The sequence below is a fragment of the Streptomyces sp. NPDC056160 genome, assembly GCF_042268205.1.
GTDB lineage: Bacteria > Actinomycetota > Actinomycetes > Streptomycetales > Streptomycetaceae > Streptomyces.
Genome location: NZ_JBHJUW010000019.1, coordinates 68,207 through 92,074, shown reverse-complemented (window position 1 = coordinate 92,074; position 23,868 = coordinate 68,207). Strand labels below are relative to the sequence as shown.

Genomic DNA, 23,868 nt, shown 5'->3' with positions numbered 1-23,868 from the left:
TGGGTGCCCCTCCCGGGGCGTGCAACCGCCGCGTCGGCGGTACCCGGCCACCCGACCACGGCGCCGACACCGACACCGACGCCCCCACCGCGACCTCGCCTCGCTCGTGTCGCCCCCGCCGTGCACGCACCGACCTGCGACCTCCGTCCGGCCGGCCCGCCAGGGGCGTCCTCCGCGAGGCCGCGCCCCGGGCCGGTCAGCCGGACGTCCGCGCCTCCAGCATTCTCCTGGCCTCGGCGACCACGGCCGGGTCGGTGACGAAGTGCGTGTCCTGCTCGGCGGACGCGCTGGAGGCGCCGAGGGGGATCCACGCGCCCCCGCGCCGGGGCTCGGCGCGGCGCTTCGCGGAGAGGTGGACGGCGGCCACGCCGGCGGCGGTCAACGCCGGGATGTCCGCCGGGTGCACCCCGCCGCCCGCCATCACCTGCACGCCGGGTGCGGCCTCGACCATGGCGGCGAGCCGGGCCAGCCCCTGTGCGGCGGCCGGGGCGCCGCCGGAGGTCAGTACCCGGGTGAGCCCCAGGGCGGGCAGCAGCGCGGCCGTGGCGACCGGGTCCGCGGACAGGTCGATCGCGCGGTGCAGGGTCACCTCGACCGGGCGGTCCGCCTCGTGAGCCGCCGCGGCGAGGCGGGCGACGGTGTCGGTGTCGAGGCCGCCGTCCGCGGTGAGCGCGCCGACGACGACGCCCGAGGCTCCCGAGGCGATCACGGACCGTACCTCGGCGACCATCAGGGCGGTCTCCTCGGCGTCGTGGACGAAGTCGCCCGGTCGGCAGCGGACCAGCACCTGCACCGGCAGACCCACGGCGGCGACCGCCTCGACCAGGGCGGCCGAGGGGGTCAGACCGCCCAGTTCCAGGCCGGTGCAGAGTTCGACGCGATCGGCTCCCTGATCGAGGGCGACACGGGCGCCGACCGGCGAGGTGACGGCGATCTCCAGCGCCGGCCGCGGGAGCGGTCCCGCCGGACCGGGCCGCCCACGCCTCGCAAGGGTGGCCTCCGGTGCGGGCGCCGGGCCCGCACCGAAGGCCCCGGGCGGGTCGAGCGGCCGGGTGGCGCGGCCGGTCACTCGTCGTCCCCGGTGAGCGGCTGGTCGGAGGCCGGGATGACACGGGCCGTCAGGTCAGGGTCGGCCATGTCGCGGTCGAAGGGGAACATCGGGCGGCGGATGCGGCGGTGGCCGAGGCGTACCAGGTCCTGGTCGACACCGCCCGGGGTGAGGGCCATCTTCCAGCCGACCGACATGTCGAACAGTTCGGGCTCCAGGTAGCCGATCTTCACGATCACGATGTCCGCGGAGCGCGGGTCGAGGTCGAGGTCGGTGAAGTCGTGCTCGTGGTGGTACGGCTTGCGCAGCCGGGTGAGGATCGCGTACACGCTGCCGACCCGGACGACCACCTCGGTCTCGGCGTCCCGGTCGCCGTGCCGGATCGCGTGGACCACGCCGGTCAGGGTCACGGGGCCGGCGTGCCGGTCGTCGACCTGCGCACCGGCGGTGACGGTGACGGTGGCGCCGACCCCGGCGGCGACGGCGGTCTCGATCGCGGCGGGGCCGGGCACCGAGGCGTAGATGACGGTCGGCCCGTCCTCCTTCTGGAATTCGGGGCGCTCCAGCAGCCGGGTCAGGCCCCAGGTGACGTCGCCGGCGCCGCCCGCGGTGGGGTTGTCGCCGGTGTCGCTGATGAAGTACGGCCGCTGGCCGGAGGCGAGGGCCTCGTCGAGGAGTTCGTCGTAGGTGCCGGTCGGGGCGACGAAGTCGAAGTCGTGGCGGGCGTCCCAGAAGCCCCGGGCGAGGCGCTCGGCCCCGGCCGAGACCGCCGCCGTGTCATCGCCGGTGACGACCACGACGGCACGGTTGCGGGGTTCGTCCGCCCAGGCGTAGCCGACCCAGATCGCGGCGTCCGTCACGCCGTCGACGGCCTCGACCTCGTCGACCGCCGCGTACACGCTCTTGGCGGGTTCGATCCGGGTGGAGGTCTGCTCGCCGGCCAGCAGCACCGGGACCGGCACCCACGCCTTGACCGGGCGGGGAGCGCCGGAGGCCAGCAACTCGACCAGGTTGCGCACGGCACGCTCCTTGGTCTCCATGTGGTCCTCGTGCGGGGCCATGCGGTAGCAGGTGATCAGGTCGCTGCGGTGGGCGAGTTCGCGGGAGACGTTGCCGTGCAGGTCCATCGAGGTGGAGACGATCACGTCCGGGCCGACGGTGGCGCGGATGCGCTCCAGCAGCACGGCCTCGGCGTCGTCGATCCCCTCCACCGTCATGGCGCCGTGGATGTCGTACCACAGGCCGTCCGGCCGGGGCAGCGCGGCGAGGCGTTCGATGAGCTCGTCGGTGAGCGCGGTCCAGGCGGCGGCGGTGACGGTGCCTCCGGGCAGCGACTTGCCGACCAGGGCGCCGTGCCATTCGGCGGCCTCGCGCAGTTCCTGGCCGGGGGAGAGGAAGGGATACCGGTCGAGCACCTCGGCACCGCGCGAGGGGTGGAAGGCGGGTGCCTCGGTGCGGGCCGGGGAGAAGGTGGAGGACTCGATGCCGAGGCCGGCGACGGCGATGACCGGGCGGGCGACGGCGGTACGGGTGTGCGTCATGGCTCCTCGTGCGGGGTGGTGGTGCGCAGTGGGTATGGCCGGGTGGGTACGGCGGATCGGGTCGGGCGGGCCGGATGGGCCGGGGGCGGGTATGGGGGAGTGGGCGGGGCGGTCGGCGCTTTCCGCGGGCCCCGGGCTGCTGCCCGGGGCCCGGGGCGCGGGCACGGAACCTGGGCGAGTGCCCGGGTACGGGGCCGGTCCGTGGCCGGGTGGCTGGATACGGGGCCGGTTCGCGGGAGGATGGCTGGATACGGGGTCGGTTCGCGGGCGGGTGGCCGGGTCCGGGCCGAGGGGACACGGACGAAAGCCGGGGGCCGGGCGCTCGTCCGGGGCGGTTCCCGGGCCCCCGGCTTTCTTCGCTTCCTTCGGGACTTCTTTCTCGGGCGGGAGCTCGACTGCCGTGCGGCTCAGGAGTCGTGGACCGTGGAAGAAAGCGGAAGTCCTGCCCGCGCGGAACGCTTTGAGTGGGTGTCAGTCCCTTCTGGAAGGCGTGGCGGCAGGGGTCCGATCCGTGCCGGTGACGGTGCCGCCGGCATCGCCCAGGGCGCGGGCCAGGGCGCGCTGCAGGGCGGACAGCCCGGCGCCGACCAGTCCCGCGTCGGCGCCGAGGACGGCCCGCTCGATGGTGAGGTGTTCGGTCACCAGCGGGTGGCAGCTCTCGTAGAGCTGGCTGCGCACCGCGGCCATGAACGGTTCCAGGGTGGAGAGGATGCCGCCGAGGTAGACGGCGTCCGGGTTGAAGAAGTTGACGTTGGCGGCGAGCACCTGGCCGAGGTGGTCGCCGGCCCTGCGGACGGCGCGGGTCGCCTCCGGGTCGGCGTCGGTGGCGAGCTGGACCACGTCCTCGGGGCTGGCGACGTCCAGACCGCGTTCGCGCAGGATGCGCACGAGGGCGGCGCCGGACGCCACGGTCTCCAGGCAGCCGGTGTTGCCGCAGGAGCAGGGGATGTCGGCGCCGCCGTCGATGCGGATGTGGGTGATGTCGCCGGCGGCCCCCGTCGCGCCCCGGTAGAGGCGGCCGTCCGCGATGACGCCGGCGCCGATCGCCGAGCCGATCTTCACGGTGATCGACTGCCGGTGCTCGGCGGGCCTGACGCTCTGCTCCCCGACCGCCATGCAGTTGGCGTCGTTGTCGACGACGGCCGGGACCCCGAAGCGCTCCTCCAGCCAGGCGGCGACCGGGAAGCGGTTCCAGCCGGGCATCCGGGACGGCAGCACGACGGCGCCGGCGCTCACGTCCACCGGCCCGGGCAGGGACAGCCCGACGCCCCGGAGCCGGTCGCGCCCCCGCTGCTCGGCGAGCGACTCCAGGTGTTCGGCCAGCAGCGGCAGGGCGGTCTCGGGCCCGTCGGCGATCTCGAAGGGGACGTTGGTGACGTCACCGACGCCGCCGCCCGGGAGCACCACACCGATGCGGGCATGGCGGCCGCCGACGTCGGCGGCGACGGCGTACTCGTCGGTGCTGCCCGCCCTGAGCACCCTGCGGGGGCGGCCTCCGGTGGAGGACTGGGTGCCCTCCTCGGCGATGAGCCCGCGCTCGACCAGCTCGGCCACGGTGAGGGAGATGGTCGAGGCGGCCGCGCCCAGGAGCTGCGCGAGTTCGGCGCGGGACGACGCCTGCCCCGAGGCGACGAGTTCGAGGACCCGGGTGGCCAGGGCCGCGCCCTTGGGCGCGCTCCCCCTCGCCGTGGTGCCTCTCGGGGACACGCCCTTGGTGGTCTTGCGGTCCCGTGCACTTATTTCAGACATGTACGAAGTAACTTCCGCAGTGTTGGGTGTGACGGAGACAGTACGCCCGTCCGGGCAGGCGGGGAACAGTTCCTTGAAGAAAGTGGAGAGCATCGATGCAAAGTGAATTCGCCTCAAACTGGTGCATAAGCACCGCTTGGAGCGTCCAGGCGGGGTGCAGAGGACTTTCTTCGGAATCGGAGTAACTTACTTGTTACTAATTCTTGTTTGTTTGTTCGGCGCGTCCGTCGTTGACTGTCGCCATACACAGCGCCGATCCCGCGGCGCCGGTCCGGGGGCGTCCCGGGACGTTTGCGGGTCCTTTCACTCTGAGGAGAGTCATGTTCCTTGCTCACACGGCGGCCGGCCGCCGCTGGGCCCTCGTCGCGGGTGCCGCCGTCCTCACCGGCGCGCTGGTCACCGGCTGTTCCGGGGGTGGCACCTCGTCCTCCGGTTCGGCGTCGTCGGACACGATCAACTACGCTCTCCCGGCCAACTTCACGCCGAACTGGATCCTGCCGGTCGGCACCGCCGCACACCTGAACACGAACAACTCCTCCATATCCCAGGCCGTCTGGGAGCCGCTGATCGCGTACGACGGCTCCACCGGCAAGGTCGGCTGGAACAAGGACAACTCGCTGGCCACCGACGCCAAGTTCGCCCCGGACAGCAAGAGCGTGACGATCACGCTCGGCAACCGTCACTGGAGCGACGGCAAGCCGGTCACCTCGCGCGACGTGGAGTTCTGGTTCAACCTGGTCAAGGCGAACAAGGCGGACTGGGCCAGCTACAGCCCGGGCAAGGCGCCGGACAACTGGACATCGTTCAAGACGACCGACGCCACACACTTCACCCTCACCTTCGACAAGGCCTACAACCAGGAGTGGATGCTCGCCAACGAGTTGAGCATGATCCGCGTGATGCCGCAGCACGTCTGGGACAAGACCGGCGACGCGGGCGCCGTCTCCGACCTGGACCGCACCGCCGCCGGCGCCAAGCAGGTCTGGACGTACCTCAACAACGCGGCCAAGAAGATCTCCGGTTACGCGACCGACCCGCTGTGGAAGACGGTCAGTGGCCCGTACACCATCAAGTCGTTCTCCACCGCGGGCAAGGTCGAACTGACCGCAAACCCCAAGTACGACGGCGGCGGCAAGGCCAACATCAAGAACGTCAACCTGCTGCCGTTCACCACCACCGACGCCGAGGAGAACGCCCTCCGCGCCGGCACCGTCGACTACGGCTACATCAACGCCACGGACCTGGGCCAGGAGGCGTCCTTCAAGGCCAGGGGCTACTCGGTGAAGCCGTGGAGCGGCTGGGCGATCACCTACATGCCGTACAACTTCAACAACCCCACCATGGGCCCGGTGTTCAAGCAGCTGTACGCCCGCCAGGCGATCCAGATGTCGGTGGACCAGACCACCCTGTCCAAGGTGGTCTTCAACGGCAGCGCCGTCTCCACCTACGGCCCGATCCCGCAGGGCCAGGAGTCGTCCTTCGTCTCCGCCGAACAGAAGCGCAACCCGTACCCGTTCGACACCGCCGGGGCGAAGAAGCTGCTCACCGACCACGGCTGGACCGAGCAGGGCGGCACCATGGTGTGCACCAGCCCCGGCACCGGCAACAACCAGTGCGGCGCGGGCGTCGACAAGGGCACCAAGTTCCAGATGCAGGTGCTGTCCCAGTCCGGCTCGACCGTGACCGACAACATGATGAGCGCGCTCCAGTCGTCGTTCGCGAAGACCGGCATCAAGTTCGACATCAAGACCGCCCCGGTCAACTCCGTGCTGTCGCAGGCCGGCCAGTGCACCGCCGGCGAGTCGGGCTGCAAGTGGCAGCTGTCGTTCTTCGGCACCGCGGGCAGCTGGTACTTCCCCGCCTACCCGAGCGGCGACTCGCTCTTCGCCACCGGCGGCGGCTCCAACTTCGGCAGCTACTCCAACGCCGAGGTCGACAAGCTGATCACCGAGACCACCACGTCCTCCTCGAACGAGGCGGTGCAGAAGTACAGCGCCGCGCTCGCCAAGGACCTCCCCGTGGTCTGGCTGCCGGAGCCCGACTACCAGATCTCCGTGGTCAAGAACGGCCTCGACGGCTTCGCCCAGGACTCCCTCGCCAACTTCCACCCCGCCATGTGGAAGTGGACCAAGTAGGACCGGTCGGTGCCCGCGCGGGCCGACGGCACCCGGCCCACCGGCCGGCCGGCGGCCCGCGCACACCCCACGCACACCCGCGCCACACCGGCACCCGGCACACGGCATGCGCCACACCGGCATCCGCCACAAGGCCATCTGCCGCGCCGGCACCCGCCGCGCCGACACCCACGTCGCAGTGACGCCCCTGTCCAGGTGACGCCCGCGCGCCACAGAGACGAAGCGACCGGAAAACACATGAGCACTCCCTCGTACCTGATCAGACGCGTCCTCCAGGCCGTCGCGGTGATCGTCATCGTGACGATCGTCGTCTTCGGCCTGCTGCACGCCCTTCCCGGAGGCCCCGCGCGCGGGATCCTCGGCCCCCAGGCCACCGCCCAGCAGATCGCCGCCTTCAACCACGAACAGGGCCTCGACAAGTCCCTGCCCGTGCAGTACTTCTACTACCTCGGCCAACTGCTGCACGGGGACCTCGGGACCTCGTACACCCTCAACGAGCCGGTCTCCCAGCTCATCACCGAGCGGCTGCCGAAGACCCTGGTCCTCACCGTGCTGTCGGCCCTCGTCGGCCTCGTCCTCGCGGTCCCGCTGGGCATGTGGCAGGCCGTGCGCCGCAACAAGGCGGCGGACTACGTCATCACCACGCTGAGCTTCATCGCCTACTCCACGCCCGTGTACTTCCTCGGGCTGATCCTGGTGCTGGTCTTCAGCCAGGGCCTGGCGTGGTTCCCCTCGCAGGCCCCGCAGGGCGAGACACTGGCTCAGGTGTTCTCCGACCCGCAGGCCCTGGTGCTGCCGGTGGTCGCGGGCGCGGCCTCCATGGTCGCGGTGTTCAGCCGGTACATGCGCTCGGCCACCCTGGAGAACCTCTCCGAGGACTACGTCCGCACGGCCAGGGCGGGCGGCACCCGCCCTGGCGCCATCCTGTGGCGGCACGTGTTCCGCAACTCGCTGACGCCCGTGGTGGCCATGCTCGGCTACTACGTCCCGGTGCTCTTCGGCGGCGCCCTGGTCGTCGAGCAGCTCTTCAACTACCCCGGCATGGGGCTGCTGTTCTGGACGGCGGCACAGTCCTCCGACTACCCGGTCCTGCTGGGCTGCGTCCTGGTGATCGCCGTCGCCACCGTCACCGGCACCCTGCTCGCCGACATCGTCCAGCGGATCATCGACCCCCGAGTGAAGGCAGGCCGGGCATGAGCGCCGTCATCCAGCCGGACACGGCCCCGGCGAAGGCCGCACCACCGCGCGAGGCCTCCGGCGCACGGCTCGCCGTCCGCCGCTTCCTGCGCAACAGGCTGGCCGTCGTCGGACTCGCCGTCGTGGTCCTCTTCTTCCTCTTCTGCTTCGCCGGTCCGCTGGTCTACTCCACCGACCAGACCCACACCATGCTCCAGCAGGTCAACCTCGCCCCGAGCGGTGCGCACTGGCTCGGCACCGACGCCGTCGGCCACGACGAACTGGGCCGCCTCATGTACGGCGGCAAGGTCTCGCTGATCGTCGGCCTCGCGGCGGGCGTCCTCGCCACCGTCATCGGCACGCTGTGGGGCGCCGCCGCCGGATACGCGGGCGGCTGGATCGACGCCGTGATGATGCGGATCGTCGATGCCGGCATCGCGATCCCGGCGCTGTTCATCCTGCTGGTGGTCTCCGCCATCACGACCCCGGGCCTGACCGGGCTCGTCCTCATCCTGGGCCTGGTCTCCTGGCTCGTGCCCTCCCGGCTGGTGCGCGCGGAGACCCTGACCCTGAAGAACCGGGACTACGTCCTGACCCTGCGTGCCATCGGCGGAACGCACGCCCGGGCGATCCTGCGGCACATCCTGCCCAACTCGGTCTCGACCGTCATCGTCGCCGCGACCTTCCAGGTCGCCGACGCCATCCTGCTGGTCGCCTACGTCTCCTACCTGGGCATGGGTGTCCGGCCGCCGCAGACCGACTGGGGCGGCATGCTCTCCGCCGGTCTCACCGCCGCCTACTCCGGCTACTGGTGGCTCATCCTGCCGCCCGGCCTGGCCATCATCCTGGTGGTGTGGGCGTTCAACGCGATCGGGGACGGCCTCCGCGACGCATTCGATGTGAGGGGACGCGGATGACCGCCACCACCAAGGGCCCGGCCGCCCGCGCCACGGAGCCCGGGCCGATCCTCGAACTCGACGACCTCGGCGTCGTCTTCGCCACCGAGACCGGCGAGGTGCCCGCGGTCAAGGGTGTGTCCCTGACGGTCCGGCCGGGCGAGACGCTGGCCCTGGTCGGCGAGTCCGGCTCCGGCAAGTCCACCATCGCGCTCGCCGCGATGGGCCTGCTCGCCGGGAACGCCCGCGCCACCGGCAGCGCCGTCATCGACGGCACCCAGATCGTCGGCGCCGGCGAGAACGGCCTCGCGGCACTGCGCGGCAAGACCGTCTCCATGGTGTTCCAGGAGCCGGCCACCGCGCTCGACCCGCTCACCCGGATCGGGAAGCAGATCGCGGAAGTGATCCGCAACCACCGCGAGGTGTCCGCCAAGGACGCCGCCGCCGAGGCCGTCGACCTGCTGCGCCGGGTCGGCATCCCCGACCCGGACAAGCGCGCCCGCGCCTACCCCTTCCAGCTCTCCGGCGGACAGCGCCAGCGGGTCGTCATCGCCATGGCCATCGCCAACGAGCCCAGCCTGCTCATCGCCGACGAGCCGACCACCGCCCTCGACGTGACCGTGCAGGCCGAGATCCTCGACCTGCTGCGCCGGCTCGCCGTCGAGACCGGTACCGGCGTGCTGCTCGTCACCCACAACATGGGCGTCGTCGCCGACTTCGCCGACCGGGTCGCCGTCATGTACCACGGGGAGATCGTGGAGACCGGGCCGGTCGAGGACGTCCTGCTGCGCCCCGCCCACGACTACACCCGGCGCCTGCTGGCCGCCGTGCCCCGGCTGTCCGTCGCCGGGGCCGCGGACGGCGGCCCCGGCCGGACCGCCGCGGCGTCGCCCGCCCGGGCGCACCGTCCGGCGGCCGACACGGCGGCCGACACGGCGGCCGACCCGGCGGCGCCGCCCGCCGGACCGGGCGGCCCCGAGGACGGACCCGTGGTCGAACTGCGGGACATCAGCGTGGTGTTCGGCCGCGGCAAGGCCGCCGTGCGCGCCCTGGACGGAGTGTCGTTCCGCGTCGGGGCGGCGCAGACCCTTGGCCTGGTCGGCGAGTCCGGTTCCGGCAAGTCCACCGCAGCCCGGGTCGCGCTCGGCCTGATCCCGCCCACCTCGGGCACCGTCACCCTCTTCGGCGCCGACCTCGGCCGCACCCGCGCCCGGGCCCGCCGTGCGCTGCGGGCCGGCATCGGTGTCGTCCTCCAGGACCCGGTGGCCTCCCTCGACGCCCGGATGACCGTCGGCGAGTGCATCGCCGAACCCCTGCGGATACACCGTCGGGAACTGTCCGCCAAGGACCGGCAGGCCAAGGTCGCCGCCGTCCTCGACCGGGTACGGCTGCCCCGCGAAGCCGCCCGGCGCGCGCCCCGCGAACTCTCCGGCGGACAGCGTCAGCGGGTCAGCCTGGCCCGCGCCCTGGTGCTGGAGCCCCGGCTGCTGGTCGCGGACGAACCCACCAGCGCGCTCGACGTGAGCGTGCAGGAAGCGGTCCTGGAGGTGATCACCGAACTCCAGGGCGAACTGGGCTTCGCCTGCCTGTTCGTCTCCCACGACCTCGCCGTCGTACAGCACTTCGCTCAACGCGTCGTCGTGATGCGCGCCGGCCGGATCGAGGAACAGGGCCCCACCGGGACGACCCTGCTGCACCCGGAGACCGACTACACCCGCCGTCTGCTGGCCGCCGTGCCGGTGCCCGACCCGGTGGTGCAGCGGGGCCGCAGGGCCGAGCGCCTGGCCACCCTCGCGGCCGGCCGTACGGAGGCCCAGGCGTGACCCGACCCCTCACCACCCCGCACACCCCGCAGGATCCGGCCATGCCCCCCACCCTCCGGCCGCTCTTCGCCGGCATCGACGTCGGCGGCACCACCACCCAGGTGGTGGTCTGCTCCGACGACCTGACCGTCCTCGACCGGGCCGAGGCCGCCACCCCGGCGCAGGAGGGCGGCCGGGCCATGGTCGGCGTCGCCCTCGACGCGCTCGCGCCGCTGCTGGCCCGCACACCGGGCCGCCTGGTGGGCGCCGGAATCGGCGCGGCCGGGGTGGTGGACTCCGCGAACGGCCGCATCCTCGTCGCCAGCGACTCCTTCCGCGGCTGGGCCGGCTTCGCGGTCACCGCCGCCGTCGAGGAAGCCCTCGGCGTCCCGGCCTACCTGGACAACGACGTCAACGCCTTCCTCTACGGAGAGGTCTGCGGCGGAGCGGTACGCGGCGAGGCCGACGTCCTCGGCATGACCCTCGGCACCGGCGTCGGGGGCGCCCTGTGGACCAACGGCGCCCTGTACGCCGGTCCGCACGGCGCGGCCGGCGAGATCGGGCACATCCCCGGCTTCGGTGACCTGCCCTGCTCCTGCGGTGGCCGCGGCCACCTGGAGACGCTGGCCTCCGGGCGCTCCATCGGCGCCCGTTACGCCGACCGTACCGGCCGGCGCCGCACCGCCCGTGAGGTCGCGGAGGCCGCCGTCCGCGGCGACGAGGACGCTCTCGCGGTGTACCACGCCGCGGGGGAGGGCATCGCCCGCGCCATCGTCATCACGGCGGGCGTCGCCGACATCACCACGGTGGTCGTCGGCGGTGGCGTCAGCCGCGCCTGGCCCGTGCTGGAACCCGCCGTCCTCTCCGCCCTCGCCGCCGACCCCCCGGTCAGCGGCCACCCCGTCCGCCTGGTCCGGGCCGCCCTGGCCTCCGACGCGGTCCCGGTCGGCGCAGCCGCCCGCGCCCGACGCGAACTGGGCACGGGGCTGAGGGCGACGGCGTAGAGGTGAAGCGGGTGCCGCGGATCTCCGCTCGGGACGGTCCGCGGCACCCGCCTGGTTCGTCCGCTGCTCCCGCTCGTGAAGGAAGCCGGCGGCGGGTGTCGCCTACAATGCCCGGATTTCAGACCAGCGCCGCCCTCCGTCGGAACGAGGCCGTCCGCAAGGAACGGCTCCGGCCCGGCCGAAGGTCGAGGGCCGGCGTCCGGGGCACTGGCGCGGCAGGGATTCCTGGTGGCCCCGGCCAACCCGAAGGCGTTCATCCTGTTCGCTGTATGCCTGCCGCAGTTCGCACCCGGGGCCGCCCGGCACGTCGCCGTCCCGTCGGGTCGAGGGGAGAACCCCCGGATGTCCGGTCCCTGCGGTGATCGCGAGATGAGACGCCCCCGGCTCCCCGGGCCCGTCAAATCCGCAGCACCCGCCGGGCGTTGAGGTGCGCGATCTTTTCCTTGACCCCGGGCGCGAGGTCGGCCTTCTCTATCGCGGCCACCGCTTCGGCGGTCTCCTCGTAGGGGTAGTCGATCGCGAACATGACCGCGTCGGCGCCGATGGTCAGTACGGCGGCCTGCACGGCCTCCGGGGCCGGCACCCCGCTCGTGGTGATCAGGATGTTGCTTCCGAAGTACTGCGACGGCATCCGTTCGAGCGGTGTCTCGACCCGCAGCGTGCGGTAGCGCGAGTCGAGGCGGGAGCGCTGGAACGGCAGGAACTCGCCCAGGTGTCCGAGGATCAGGGTCGCGGTGGGGTGCCGGTCGAAGACCCCGGCGTAGATCAGCCGCATGGCATGGCCGCCGGTCTCGGCCTGCCAGCTCCAGCTGGCCCCGTACATCTCGGGCCGTCCGCGCATGACGTGCCAGTCGTCGTACGGGAGCGAGCCGGGGTGGAGGTACAGCGGCACACGGAGTTCTTCGAGCGCGCTCCAGAGCTGGTCGTAGGCGGGGTCGTCCAGGTAGCGGCCGTGGGTGTGGTCGTTGACCAGGGCACCCCTGAAACCGAGTTGCCGCACGCAGCGTTCGAGTTCGCTCACGGCGGCCTCGGGGTCCTGCAGGGGCAGGGCGGCGAAGCCGCGGAAGCGGGCCGGGTGCCGGGCGACGGTCTCGGCGAGGTGGTCGTTGGCGAACCGTGCGTCGGCGACCGCGGCGGTGGCGTCGGTGTCGGCCTGGACGCCGGGCACGCTCAGCGACAGGACCTGGATGTCGATGCCGTGGGCGTCCATGTCGGGCAGCCGGAGTTCCTCGAAGTCGGCCAGGCGCCGCCCGCAGTGCGCGGCGTACCGGTCGGTGGCCCGGATCCTCATGGGCGTCGGGGACTGGCGCGCGGCCAGTTCCGGGAGGATGAAGGCTTCTTCCAGGGCGATGTAGGTCATGACGGGGCTCCTTCGTCGTGTGGCCTGGAGGGTGTGCCGGCGGCGGGGGAGGCGCCGTGGCGCGCGCGGCGGGCGGCCCCGAACCGGGGACACCAGTCGATGAGTTCGGGCTTGTCGACGCTGCCGGGATCGATCACGGTGTCCGGGGCGTCCCCGCGCAGCAGGCGTTTGACGGGGACTTCGGGTTTCTTGCCGGTGCGGGTGTGGGGGATGCCGGACGCTTCGATGATCTCGTCGGGGACGTGGCGGGGGGAGGCGCCGCGGCGGACGGCGTCCAGGAACGCCACGACGGCCTGCGCGCCGTCGGGCAGGTATCCCGCCACCCGGTCACCGGGCCGCACCCCGGGTTCGGTGAGCGCCCGCGCGAAGGAGGCGACCTGGCGGCGCAGTCCGTCCCAGCCGACGGTCAGCGGTTCGGCGTCCTGGGCCACCGTGACGAGGGCGGTGTCGGTCCCGGTGCGGTCGCGGAACACCTCCGCCGCGAAGTTGAGCCTGCTGCCGGGGAACCACACGCTTCCCGGCATCGCCTCGTTCGCCAGGGCGGACCCGGCGGGATGCTCGGGCAGCCCGAAGTAGTCGCACACCGTGCCCCAGAAGCCGTTCACGTCGTCGACCGACCACTTCCACAGCTCCTCATAGCTCCCGCTCACACCGCGTCCGGCGCGCCGGGCCGCGAACCGCGCGAAGTCGGTGATCCGGGCGCGTTCGACGTCCTGGCGGGTCGGCGTCCAGTCCGGGCGCCCCATGTCGCTCATGCGAGGTCTCCCGCCGCCGGCGCTTCGAGCAGCGCCACCGTCGTACGGACGGCCTGCGTGGCCAGCGCCTCGCCCAGGGGGAGCCCCTGGAGGTCGGCCAGGGTGACGAAGAGGCGGCCGTCGCCGTCGGCGCAGCAGGCGATCGGCAGCAGCGTTCCGGTGTCGACCGAGGTGACCAGCTCGTCCTCCCGCACCAGGGCGACGGTGTGTCCGGTGGTGGTGGCCACCCAGACGCCGTCGCGCGTCGCCCAGATTCCGTCCGGCCGGGCATCGTCACCGGCCAGTCGGCCGAGGTCGGCGTAGGTACGCCGGTTCGCGAGCACCCCGTCGTCCGCGACCGTGAACGCGGTCAGCCGCTGCCCCGCGGTCTCGGCGACGACCAGGGTGCGGCCGTCGTCCACGAAAGCCAGACCGTTGGGGAACTCGAGGCCCGCGGCGGCCACGTCCACCGAGCCGTCCGTGCCGACCCGCAGCAGCCGGCCCGGCCGCGGCGGCTCCCCGGCGTGCGCGGCGAAGCCGACGTCGTCCACGTAGAGGTTGCCGTGCGCGTCGCCCACCAGGTCACCGAGCGGGCCGGTGGCCACGGCACCCAGGTCCGCGTAGGTGGCGAACCGCCGGCCGGTCCACACCCCGATGCGCCGCTCGTGCATCATGGCACCGACCAGCCGTCCGTCCGGCAGGAACCACAGCCCGTTGGGGACCGAATCCAGCGGCACGCCCCGCCAGGGGCCGCCGTGGTCCGTCCACAGCTTCCCGCCCTGCGTGTCGGAGAGCCACAGCGCGCCGCGCTGCCGGCGGAGGCCCTCCCCCCACTTCATCCCGGCCGCGTACTCCTTCACGCGCTCACCTCCCGTGTCAGTACCGTGCGAGCCAGGTCCGCGGTGGCTCGTTCGAGTTCCGCCGTGTCGGCGGTCGGCGCGAAGACATAGCGGTCCGGACGGACGATCGCCGCGGCAGCCGAGTGAGCGGCCAGCCAGCGGTCGAGGGCCGGCCCGGTCCCGGGCAGGACCACCACACCGAGCCGGCGCCACAGCCGCACCACCTCCGCGGACACGGCCGAGGTCACGGAGCGGTCTCCGACGACGGTGAACTCGTACCCGCTCGCGTCGTCCAGCCGCTCCCCGTGCGCGCCGCGCGGTTGCGGACACAACTGCCCGACGGCACCGCCGGGCCGGGCAGCCAACCCCGGTCCCAGCAACGGCCGGTGCCGCTCGATCGTCCGCGCGCCGACCGGTCCCGGAAGGCCACCGCCCGCTCCCAGCGCCTCGATCAGGTTCGACTGCCGTGCGGACTCCTCGATGTAGGGACGCACATGTGCGGCCCGCTCACTCTCGTAGGTGTCGAGCAGGCTCGACGTGGCCGTGCCCCGCACGACGGCGGCGAGCTTCCACGCCAGGTTCGCGGCGTCGCGCAGCCCCGAGCACATGCCCTGGCCGAGCATGGGAGGCATCTCGTGCGCGGCGTCGCCGGCGAGCAACAGGCGCCCCGACCGCCAGCCGTGCACGAGCCGGGCGTGCCACTCGTAGGTGTCGGTCCGCATGATCCGGTAGCTGCCCGGTTCGAGCCAGCGGCTCAGCAGGTCGTACACCGACCGGGGCCGTTCGAGTTCCGCCGCGTCGTCCTCGTCGAGCAGCATGAACTCGAAGCGGAGCATCGGCGGGAAGACCGGCACGTAGGTCACGGGCCGCTTCCCCTCGCACAGGACGAACCCGCTGTCCGCCGGCAGCTGTCCGGGTTGCTCGAAGGGGTGGACGTCGACGATGAGGGAGCGCTGAGTGCCGTCGAGGTCCTCGGTCCCGGCTCCCATCACCCGCCGCACGAACGAGTTGGCGCCGTCCGAGCCGACCGCGTAGCCGGCCGTGACCGTGCTCGTGGCTCCGGTCGACCGGTCGACGAGTGTCAGCCGGACCGCCTCGTCGTCCTGGTCGATGGCGGTGAGAGTCCAGCCGAACCAGAGATCCACGTCAGGGTCGCTCGCGAGCAGGCCCCGCAGCCGGGACTCGAAGTCCGGCTGGTGGAACTGGTAGTCGGTGCGCCAGCCCTGGTCCGATTCCGCCTGCGGCGTCATCTGCCGGAGGAAGGGCTGACCGTCGGGCCCGTGGAGTGTCCAGCCGCCGTGGCGCAGGAACCGGTGTTCCATGTCCTGCGCGCCGAGGGTCTGCAGGAGGCGCATGGTCTCGTCGTCGAGGTGGGTGGCGCGCGGGTGGTGGCACACGAGCCGGTTGGGATCGATGGCGGCGACCCGCAGCCCCTTCATGGCCAGCAGTCGCGCGACGGTCAGCCCCACCGGGCCGCAGCCGACGACGGCGATGTCGTACGTGTCCGGCTCTGCGTTCATGTCCATGGAAAGCTCTCTCATCGAGTCCGCCCGGCCGTCGGCTCCCCGGCACGCGGTGCGGCGGAACGGTCCTGGCCCTGGCCCTGGCTCTTGTCCAGGTCGTCCTGTTCCTGGTCCTGACCTTGTTCCTGCTTCCGGTTCTGGTTCTGGTGGTCGGCCCGGGACGTCCGTCCGCCGACCGCCAGGGCGAGGGCCGCGCCGAGGACGGCGGGTACGGCGAAGAGGAAGAAGTTCCAGCGGGGTTCCAGGCCGGCCGCGAGGAGGCGGCCGCCGAGCGCGGGGCCGGCGATGGCGCCGACGCGGCCCACCCCGAGCACGACGCCCACCGCGCTGGCCCGCGCTGCCACCGGGTAGCTGCGGGAGACGTACACGTTGATCAGTCCCTGTACTCCGACCGCGCCGCAGCCGCCGAGGACCACGATCGCGTAGAGGACGGGCAGGGGCAGCCCGGCGCTCATGGCGACGATCGCGGCGGCGCCGAGGGCGAAACTGGCCGCTACCGGCCCCTTCGACCCGGCACGGTCCGCCAGCAGCGCCATGCCCATACCTCCCACGGTGGCGCCGAGGTTCAGCAGCACGAGGAAGGTCTGCGAGGACCGCAGCGGATAGTCCGCCTCCTGCATCAGCTGCGGCAGCCAGGTGTTCATGCCGAAGACGAGCAGGAAGGAAAGGGCGGCCAGGGCGCAGAACATGAGGGTGGTGGAGAGGTACGGCGGCCTCAGCACGAGACGTACGCCCCGGCTCGCGGGGGCCGGGACCGGCGTACTCACCGCCTCGCGGTAAGCCGTCGATTCCGGAACCCAGACATAGGCCGCAGGGAGCAGGAGCAGCCCGGCGATGCCGCCGGTCAGGTACTCCAGATGGAAACCGTGCCCGGCCAGCAGGGTGTTGGCCGCGAGGGCCGCGAACGCACCGCCGAGGGCGGTCCCGCACTGCACGATGCCCGAGTACAGGTTCTTGCGTCCGTCAGGGGCGAGTTCGAAGATCAGCGGGGCCATCGCCGGGTAGATCGCGCCGACGCCGAGCCCGACGACGAACCGGCCGGCGCCGAAGAGTGCCGGGAGGGGCGCCACGGCGCACGTGAACATCCCGGCACTGACCACCGCGATACTGATCAGGGTCGTCCGGCGCCGGCCGAACCGGTCGGTGAACTGGCCGACCAGCAGGGAGCCGACCAGCATGCCGATGGGGGTGAGGCTGCCGAGCAGGCCGACGAAGGCGACGGTGAGGTGCCAGGGACGGTAGTCGAGCAGCAGGGGTGTGGTCGCGCCGAAGGCGACGAGGTCGAAACCCTCCAGGGTCATCGCCGCGAGGCCGACGGCGAGCGCCCGGCCGGTCGGTGACAAGGGGCCCGGGGAAGGCCGGCCGCCCGTGCGGGCGAACGCTGGGGTACTCAATGGTCCGGCTCCGTTCTCACCGCCCTCACCGTCGCGAACGCCGAGCGCGCGCCCTACGGCGGGGCGGGGGTGCGTCTGTGGGGCCCGGCACCGCCCGTCAGGTGCGGGCCGGGCGGTGGGCCGGCGCGGCGCGGCGGAGCCGCATGCTCCGCTGCGCCTCCCGGTGCGAGCCGCGTGCAAACGCCGTTCAGCCGTCGGCGGTGTGGGCGCCGGTCATCAGCGCGGCCAGGTCCTCGGGGCGCAGGAACGACGGCGGGGGCGGCGGCCCCCAGGTGTAGAGCGCGTGCATGCCCTCGAAGGAGCGTGGCGTCCACAACTGGTCGTCGACGATGCAGTCCATGTCGGCGTAGTACTCACTGAAGTTGCCGGCCGGGTCCTTGAGGTACCAGAAGAAGTTCGACCCGATGTGATGGCGGCCGAGGCCCCACACATGGCGTTCCGGATGCCCGGTCAGCATCCGCGTGGCGCCCCGGCCGACCTCGTCCACATCCGTCACGTGCCACGAGGTGTGGTGCAGGAAGCCGACCGGCGACTGCTGCACCAGGACGTTGTGGTGGTCGGTGGAGCAGCGCAGGAACGCGGCCGTGCCCGGGACGACGTCGCTGACCTTGAAGCCGAGCCCGTCGGTGAAGAACCGCTGTGTCGACTCCTGCTCCACCGAGCCGATGACGACATGGCCCAGGGCCAGGGGCCTGACCGGTCCGGTGCGGGAGAGGACGGGTGCCCGGGTGCCGGAGCGGTCGGGGCGTCCGGGTCCGTTGTACGGGGTCGGCGCGACCACGGACCGGGCCGGCCGGGGCGCGACGCAGACCTCCACCGACACACCGGCGACGGGTTCTCTCGTGCGCAGGTTGCCGGCCTCGCGTTCGCAGGGCAGACCGAGCCGGGCCAGGTTCGCGGCGATCCGGTCCAGGTCGTCCCCGTCGTCGGCGGCCACGGCCATCCCCAGCAGGCGCCGGGTGGGGGAGTAGCGGAGGAAGAACTGCTCGCCGCCCTCGACGGTGGCGAACCGTCCGGGTGCCATCTGTTCGAGTCCGAAGTCGACGTAGTAGTCGGCCGCCCCGGTCACGTCCGGCACGCCGACGGTGAGTGACTTCAGCCTGTGCAATGCCATGTGGATGCCCTTCTACCAGGTGTTCAGGAGGCGACGCAGATCTGCCGGAGCTGCCCGATGCCCTCGATGCGGGTGACGACCTCGTCCCCCGGACTCAGGTAGCGCCTGGGGGTGCGGGCGTGTCCGACGCCCGCCGGGGTGCCGGTGAAGATCAGGTCACCCGGCAGCAGGGGGCACACGGCGGACAGCCGGGCGATCAGCTCGGGGACCGGGAAGATCATCGACGAGGTGCGTGACTTCTGGACGCTCTCCCCGTTGACGAGGCACTCGATCGCCAGATCGTCCGGGTCGGCGAACTCGTCCGGCGTGACCAGTACCGGACCGGTCGGCGCGAATCCCGGGAAGGACTTGCCGAGGGAGAACTGCGGCGCCGGGCCGGCGGCCTGCACGGCGCGCTCGGAGTAGTCCTGGCCCACGGAGAGCCCGGCCACGTGGGACCAGGCGTCCTCGGCGGCGACGTGCTCCGCCCGGCGCCCCATCACCACCACCAGTTCGGCCTCCCAGTCGACGCAGTCACCGGGCAGCGTCAGGCGCGTGTCCGGGCCGGTGAGGGAGGTGGCGAACTTGGTGAAGACCGCCAGGGAATCGGGCGCCGCCAGACCGGCTTCCTCGGCGTGGTCGCGGTAGTTGAGCCCGATCGCGAACACCTGCCGCGGCGTCGGGGACGGGCCGCCGTCCGGCCCCGCCGGCGCCTCGGGGCCGGACTCCTCCCGTCCGGCGGCCCAGGACCGGAACGCCTCCCAGTCCTCGAAAACCTCCAGTGGATCGGCCGGGAACCGTCCGGCACTGGCCCGTGCCACGTCGATCACCGACTCTCCGGCCACCAGGCACATCCGTCCTGATCGGGTCGTCGTCCTCATGGCGTGCCGCCTTCCGTCCGGGCTTGCCGCTGCTGGATGACTGCCGAGTCAACGCCCGATCAATCGATTCGTCAACAGAATCTCGACATTTTCAGGGAATCTCTTAGTGCACTAGAATCCGCGACATGGCCACTGCCAGTCCCATGACACGTGCCGAGGAGATCTACCGGCGGCTGCGCGCCGACATCCTCAACGGACGGCACGAGCCCGGCTCGCGGCTGCGGGTGGAAGCGCTGAAGGAGAGGTACGGCGCCAGCAGCGGGGTGCTGCGGGAGGCGCTGCCCCGGCTGGTCGGCCAGGGGCTGGCGACCTTCGCGCCGCAGCAGGGGTTCCGGGTGGTCACCGTCTCTCCCGAACTGCTGCGGGAGCTGACCGAGGCCCGCGTGGTCATCGAGACACATGTGGTACGGGAGTCCGTCACCCACGGCACGGTCGAGTGGGAGTCCGACCTGCTCGCGGCGCACCACCAGCTGGCCCGCACCGCCTTCGCCGGCGAGGACGGGGAGATCGAGGAACGCTGGCTGAGCGCCCACGCCCGCTTCCACCGCGTCCTCCTGGAGGGCTGCTCCAACCGGAAGCTGCGGGACATCGCCGCACAGCTCCGGGACTCCGCGGAGGTGTACCGCTGTTGGGCGCGAACGCCCACCGAACGCGGCGCCCGTGATGTCGCCGCGGAGCACAAGGAGATCTGTGATCGCGCCATCGCCCGGGACGCGACGGGCGTCGTCGAGGCGCTCGGCCGGCACATCAACAGCACCACCCGGCTGCTGCTCGACGGCTGCGGGGGGGACGAGGGGGACGGTCCGGGCGGCCGCGGTGCGTCCCGCTGAGCGGCTGCGCTCGAGCGCGCCGAGGCCGTGATCAGCCGAGCGGTACGACCGTTTCGCCACCGTGGGCGGGCGACTCCGCCTCGTCCAGCATGAGCGCGGCCACGGAGGCGCGGGACATCCTCGGCGGCAGCAGGGGGCGGCGCAGCTCCGCGAGCGGTACGAGGCGGCGTGCGGGGCTGACGGACCCGTCGGTCAGGTCCGGTGCGTGGAAGACGGTGGCGCCCGCGTCCAGGGCGATCCGGTCGGCCGCGGCCTTCTCGGCCAGTTCCTTGCCGACGGCCATCCGCATCACCGCCTGGTAGATCCGCCCGCCCGCACCCGTCGACACGCCGGACCCCAGTGCGCCGAGCCACACGGTGGGCACGTGTGCCGCGGCGAGCAGTCCCGCCCCGGCGACCAGGGCGCCCGGACCGTCCTTCTTGCCGATGCCTATGGCGGAGACGGCCACGTCGGCGTCGTCCAGGCCGGGGAAGGTCCGCGGGGAGAAGACGTCCGCCTGCCGTACGTCGACCTGCCGCTGCCGCCCCGGGGGAACGGTGACCCGGTCGGGGGTGCGGGCGAGGGCCACGACGTCGTGACCGCGCTCTAGGGCTTGGGTGCAGAGCAGGCCGCCGACCCTGCCCGACGCGCCGAGTATCGCGATGCGCATGATGGTCCGTCCTTTGACTGAACAACTGTTGGTGACTTAAGTAAACGACTGTTGGTTACCGGTGTCAAGGCGGCCGGGGGCTGTAGCATGAACAGCTGTTGCTTAACGGTTCACACTGGTCGGAAGGGGCAACGTGTCGTCTGACGAGGGAGTCGCCGCCACCCGTCGCCGCCGCAATCCGCGCGGGCAGGGGCAGGTGCTCAAGGCCCAACTGGTGGATGCCGCCGCGAGGTTGCTGGCCACTCTCGATCAGCCGGAGACCCTGACACTGCGGCAGGTCGCGCGGGAGGTCGGCGTCGCGCCGGCCAGCATCTACGGCCACTTCCCGGACCTGGGCGCGCTGATCGAGCACGTACTGCGCCTGCGCTACGACGAACTGGCCGGCCTGATGAACGAGGCCGCACGGTCCGCGCCGGACCCGCTGTCCGACCTCGTCGCCCGGTGCGCCGCGTACGTGCACTGGGGAGTCGAGCAGCCCGGCCACTACCGCACCCTCTTCGGCGGCCGGATGCCCGCCGACCTCGTCCCCGGGTCCGCCCACGGCGCCGGCGCCGAACTGCTGGAGTCCGTCGTCGCCTCCCTGGCGGCGGTCGGCGATGCGGACCGGACCTCCACGCCGGAGCGGCAGTGGCAGGCCGGGCTCATGCTCTGGACCGCGATGCACGGTCTGATCAGTCTCTACAACGACCACGGGGACATCCCCTGGCCGCCCCTGGACGACTTGCTCGCCGACCTGCTCGGCCTCCACACCGCGCGGCCGGTGGCCGAGGTCGCCGCCCTGCTGGCGCAGGCCGGCACGTGAGGCGCCTCCGGGTGGCGGTTTGCCCGGCCGCCTTGTTGGTTAGGGTGGCAGGGAAAGACTGATGTCGACGGCATTGGTGGGGAGTTGGCGTCTCGGTCATGAACGGGGTGGACGTGATGTGCGCGGCCCGAGCCATGAACGACTGCCGCGCATGAAGGGCCGCACCCTCGCCCCGCCTCAAGAAGTGAGGTCCCGGAACACCGTCCGCCCGTCACGGCCAGGTACCGCGGGTCGATGCGGCGCGGTGGGCGTGTGAGCGGCCGGCCCCGGGCCCCGGTGCTGCCCCCGCCGCTGCGCGCGGGGCTCGGGCTGATCGCGGCCCTCGCCGCGCTGGTGGTCGTCGCGCTCGGCCTCCTGTACGCCGGCCACGCCCGGCCCGGCAGGGTGGACGCGTGGATCCAGCCGGCGGTGGACGGTGTGCGGCCGCCGTGGCGGTACATCGCGCTGGCCGCGGACTTCCTGGGGGAACCCGCAGGAGCGGTGATGCTGGCCGGGGCCGCTGTGATGGGCTGCCTGCTGCTACGGAGCCCCCGCGCGGCGGTGCTCCTCGTGGCCGGCGCCGGCCTGGCCGTGGGGACGGCGACGCTGCTCAAGTCCGTGGTGGGACGCACCATTCACGGCGGGCACCTGTCCTACCCCAGCGGGCACACCGCCTTCGCCACGGCGCTCGCACTCGTGGTCGCGCTGCTCGTGACCGGCCGGCGCGGCCTCGGCAGGACGGCCGGCACGTCGCTCGTGCTCGCCGCGGCGCTGGTCGCCGGCGCCGTCATGGGGTGGGCGGAGGTCGCCCTGGGCGCGCACTACCCGACCGACGCCCTCGGCGGCTGGTGCACCGCGCTGGCGGTGACACCGGCGACCGCGTGGCTGGTCGACCGGACGGCTGACCGGCTGGGGGGCCGGACGGCTGCCCGGTCGGGCGATCGGTCGGGCGACGCGGGGCGGCGGGAGCCACGCTGACCCTCCCTCACGCCCATACCGCGACGCCGGCCCCGCCGTGTCACCTCACGTCACGCCGGCCGGCTGCGCCGGCCCCGCCATGTCATCGCACGTCGCCACGCCCCACCTCACGCGAAGCGGCGGAACACCGGCTTCACCGGTCGTCCGCCCAGCCAGGGAGTGGGGTCGCCGGCGTCCAGCGCCTTGCGGTACACCGCACATGCCTGGGCCACCACCTCGACGGTGTGGTCGATGTCGGCCTCGCCGAGCGCGTCGCTCACCACGAACGACGGGGCCAGCACTCCACCCGCCAGGAGCCGCCGCAGGAACAGGGTGCGGTACGGCTGCGACGGCTGCCGGTTCTCGTCGAGGGTGGCGAAGACCAGGTTGCTGGCCCGGCCCCGGACGACGACGTGGTCGCCGACGCCCGTGCCGGCCGCGGCCTCGCGGACACCGGCGGCCAACCGCTCGCCGAGGGCGTGCAGCCGCGCGGTGACGCCCTCTTCGACGTAGGTGTCGAACACGGCCATCGCGGCTGCCAGTGAGTGCGTCTCCGCACCGTGCGTGGTGGACAACAGGAACACCCGCTCGCCCAGGTGACGCAGCCCGCCCAGCTCCATCAGGTCGCGGCGCCCGGCCAGCGCCGAGACGGCGAATCCGTTGCCCAACGCCTTGCCGAACGTGGAGAGGTCGGGAACGACGCCGTACAGGCCCTGGGCGCCCGCCTCGGACCAGCGGAAGCCGGTGATCATCTCGTCGAAGACCAGGACGCAGCCGTGCCGGTCGGCCAGCTCGCGCAGGCCGGCGAGATACCCCGGCGCAGGCTCGGTGTGGGTGGCGGGTTCGAGGATCAGGCAGGCGACCTCGTCCCGGTACCGGGTGAGCAGCTCCTCCGTGGCGGCCAGGTCCCCGTAAGGGAACGCCACGGTCAGCTCGCCGGTCGCCGCCGGAACACCGGCGGACATCGGCGTGGTGCCGATGAACCAGTCGTCGACGGAGAAGAACGGATGGTCCGCGCAGATCGCCACCCGGGGGCGTCCGGTGGCGGCGCGGGCGAGGCGCACCGCGGCGGTGGTGGCGTCGGAGCCGTTCTTCGCGAACTTCACCATGTCGGCGGTCGGCACCGTGGCCAGGAAGCGTTCCGCGGCTTCCACCTCCACGACGGACGGCCGGACGAAGTTGCTGCCGCGGTCGAGTTCCCGCCGCACCGCCTCGACCACGCGGGGGTGGGCGTGGCCGAGGCTGACCGACCGCAGGCCCGAGCCGTACTCGACGTAGCGGTTGCCGTCGACGTCCCACACGTGGGCACCGCGGCCGTGGCTGATGACCGGGGCCAGGCCGTCGGGGTACTGGTCGTCGCCCTTGGCGTAGGTGTGGGCGCCCCCCGGGATCAAGGCGTGCAGCCGCTCGTTCGCCCTGCGTGATCGGGGCAGGGAGAACTCCTCGGTGGCGTCGGTGTGTTCGGTGACCACGCCG

20 protein-coding genes are annotated in these 23,868 nt (G+C 72.6%); 8 read left to right on the top strand and 12 right to left on the bottom strand.

The genetic code is table 11. The features are described from left to right. Positions 1-196: 196 nt before the first annotated feature. The 3 genes from ACFC02_RS10055 to ACFC02_RS10045 all read right to left on the bottom strand — a co-directional run bounded on the left by ACFC02_RS10055 (position 197) and on the right by ACFC02_RS10045 (position 4,338). Positions 197-940, bottom strand: coding sequence for a copper homeostasis protein CutC (locus tag ACFC02_RS10055; RefSeq protein ID WP_376354815.1), 744 nt, complete (start codon positions 938-940; stop codon positions 197-199). Between the two features lie 125 nt (positions 941-1,065). After that, complete coding sequence (locus ACFC02_RS10050) at positions 1,066-2,589, bottom strand: M81 family metallopeptidase (protein WP_376354807.1); 1,524 nt, start codon at positions 2,587-2,589, stop codon at positions 1,066-1,068. A gap of 471 nt (positions 2,590-3,060) precedes the next feature. After that, positions 3,061-4,338, bottom strand: a complete 1,278-nt coding sequence (locus tag ACFC02_RS10045) for an ROK family protein (protein WP_376354804.1) — start codon at positions 4,336-4,338, stop codon at positions 3,061-3,063. A gap of 320 nt (positions 4,339-4,658) precedes the next feature. Here ACFC02_RS10045 and ACFC02_RS10040 point away from each other — a divergent pair, with 320 nt between their 5' ends. The 5 genes from ACFC02_RS10040 (at position 4,659) to ACFC02_RS10020 (ending at position 11,351) form a co-directional block, all read left to right on the top strand. Then, on the top strand, positions 4,659-6,473 hold the full coding sequence (locus ACFC02_RS10040) for a peptide ABC transporter substrate-binding protein (RefSeq protein ID WP_376354801.1): 1,815 nt from the start codon (positions 4,659-4,661) through the stop codon (positions 6,471-6,473). 237 nt (positions 6,474-6,710) lie between these two features. Beyond that, positions 6,711-7,670 (top strand): ABC transporter permease, encoded by a 960-nt coding sequence (locus ACFC02_RS10035; protein ID WP_376354798.1) that lies wholly within the window; start codon positions 6,711-6,713, stop codon positions 7,668-7,670. Continuing rightward, entirely contained in the window at positions 7,667-8,566 is a 900-nt protein-coding gene (locus ACFC02_RS10030) for an ABC transporter permease (protein ID WP_360970665.1), read from the top strand. The genes ACFC02_RS10035 and ACFC02_RS10030 overlap by 4 nt, the downstream gene beginning before the upstream one ends. After that, positions 8,563-10,368, top strand: coding sequence for a dipeptide ABC transporter ATP-binding protein (locus ACFC02_RS10025; RefSeq protein WP_376354794.1), 1,806 nt, complete (start codon positions 8,563-8,565; stop codon positions 10,366-10,368). The genes ACFC02_RS10030 and ACFC02_RS10025 overlap by 4 nt, the downstream gene beginning before the upstream one ends. Before the next feature lie 41 nt (positions 10,369-10,409). After that, positions 10,410-11,351: an ROK family protein gene (locus tag ACFC02_RS10020; protein ID WP_376354813.1), complete on the top strand. Its 942-nt coding sequence runs from the start codon at positions 10,410-10,412 to the stop codon at positions 11,349-11,351. Between the two features lie 397 nt (positions 11,352-11,748). On the opposite strand, the gene ACFC02_RS10015 is transcribed toward ACFC02_RS10020, so the two are convergent. The 7 genes from ACFC02_RS10015 to ACFC02_RS09985 all read right to left on the bottom strand — a co-directional run bounded on the left by ACFC02_RS10015 (position 11,749) and on the right by ACFC02_RS09985 (position 19,175). Beyond that, positions 11,749-12,711, bottom strand: a complete 963-nt coding sequence (locus tag ACFC02_RS10015) for an amidohydrolase family protein (RefSeq protein WP_376354791.1) — start codon at positions 12,709-12,711, stop codon at positions 11,749-11,751. Beyond that, a complete protein-coding gene (locus ACFC02_RS10010) occupies positions 12,708-13,466 on the bottom strand; it encodes an acetyl-coenzyme A synthetase N-terminal domain-containing protein (RefSeq protein ID WP_376354788.1) in 759 nt (252 codons plus the stop codon). The genes ACFC02_RS10015 and ACFC02_RS10010 overlap by 4 nt, the downstream gene beginning before the upstream one ends. After that, on the bottom strand, positions 13,463-14,305 hold the full coding sequence (locus tag ACFC02_RS10005; RefSeq protein ID WP_376354785.1) for an SMP-30/gluconolactonase/LRE family protein: 843 nt from the start codon (positions 14,303-14,305) through the stop codon (positions 13,463-13,465). The genes ACFC02_RS10010 and ACFC02_RS10005 overlap by 4 nt, the downstream gene beginning before the upstream one ends. After that, positions 14,302-15,810 (bottom strand): bifunctional 3-(3-hydroxy-phenyl)propionate/3-hydroxycinnamic acid hydroxylase, encoded by a 1,509-nt coding sequence (locus ACFC02_RS10000; RefSeq protein WP_376354782.1) that lies wholly within the window; start codon positions 15,808-15,810, stop codon positions 14,302-14,304. Before ACFC02_RS10000 ends, ACFC02_RS10005 begins: the two co-directional genes overlap by 4 nt. 11 nt (positions 15,811-15,821) lie before the next feature. Further along, positions 15,822-17,201 (bottom strand): MFS transporter, encoded by a 1,380-nt coding sequence (locus ACFC02_RS09995; protein WP_376354779.1) that lies wholly within the window; start codon positions 17,199-17,201, stop codon positions 15,822-15,824. 187 nt (positions 17,202-17,388) lie between these two features. Continuing rightward, positions 17,389-18,315 carry a VOC family protein gene (locus ACFC02_RS09990; RefSeq protein ID WP_376354776.1) on the bottom strand — a complete coding sequence of 309 codons (927 nt, stop codon included), beginning with the start codon at positions 18,313-18,315 and terminating at the stop codon, positions 17,389-17,391. Between the two features lie 23 nt (positions 18,316-18,338). Beyond that, positions 18,339-19,175 carry a fumarylacetoacetate hydrolase family protein gene (locus tag ACFC02_RS09985; protein ID WP_376354773.1) on the bottom strand — a complete coding sequence of 279 codons (837 nt, stop codon included), beginning with the start codon at positions 19,173-19,175 and terminating at the stop codon, positions 18,339-18,341. 125 nt (positions 19,176-19,300) lie between these two features. Between ACFC02_RS09985 and ACFC02_RS09980 the strand changes: the two genes are divergently transcribed. Further along, positions 19,301-20,005, top strand: coding sequence for a GntR family transcriptional regulator (locus ACFC02_RS09980; RefSeq protein ID WP_376354770.1), 705 nt, complete (start codon positions 19,301-19,303; stop codon positions 20,003-20,005). A 31-nt stretch (positions 20,006-20,036) separates the two neighbouring features. Here ACFC02_RS09980 and ACFC02_RS09975 read toward each other — a convergent pair whose 3' ends face one another. Then, the gene (locus ACFC02_RS09975; protein WP_376354767.1) at positions 20,037-20,654 is read right to left on the bottom strand and encodes an NAD(P)-dependent oxidoreductase; all 618 of its coding nucleotides are present in this window, start codon (positions 20,652-20,654) and stop codon (positions 20,037-20,039) included. A gap of 133 nt (positions 20,655-20,787) precedes the next feature. Between ACFC02_RS09975 and ACFC02_RS09970 the strand changes: the two genes are divergently transcribed. Continuing rightward, on the top strand, positions 20,788-21,456 hold the full coding sequence (locus ACFC02_RS09970) for a TetR/AcrR family transcriptional regulator (protein ID WP_376354764.1): 669 nt from the start codon (positions 20,788-20,790) through the stop codon (positions 21,454-21,456). Positions 21,457-21,690: 234 nt separating this feature from the next. Further along, on the top strand, positions 21,691-22,413 hold the full coding sequence (locus tag ACFC02_RS09965; protein ID WP_376354761.1) for a phosphatase PAP2 family protein: 723 nt from the start codon (positions 21,691-21,693) through the stop codon (positions 22,411-22,413). Between the two features lie 107 nt (positions 22,414-22,520). On the opposite strand, the gene ACFC02_RS09960 is transcribed toward ACFC02_RS09965, so the two are convergent. Beyond that, on the bottom strand, positions 22,521-23,864 hold the full coding sequence (locus ACFC02_RS09960; RefSeq protein WP_376354758.1) for a glutamate-1-semialdehyde 2,1-aminomutase: 1,344 nt from the start codon (positions 23,862-23,864) through the stop codon (positions 22,521-22,523). Positions 23,865-23,868: the final 4 nt, after the last annotated feature.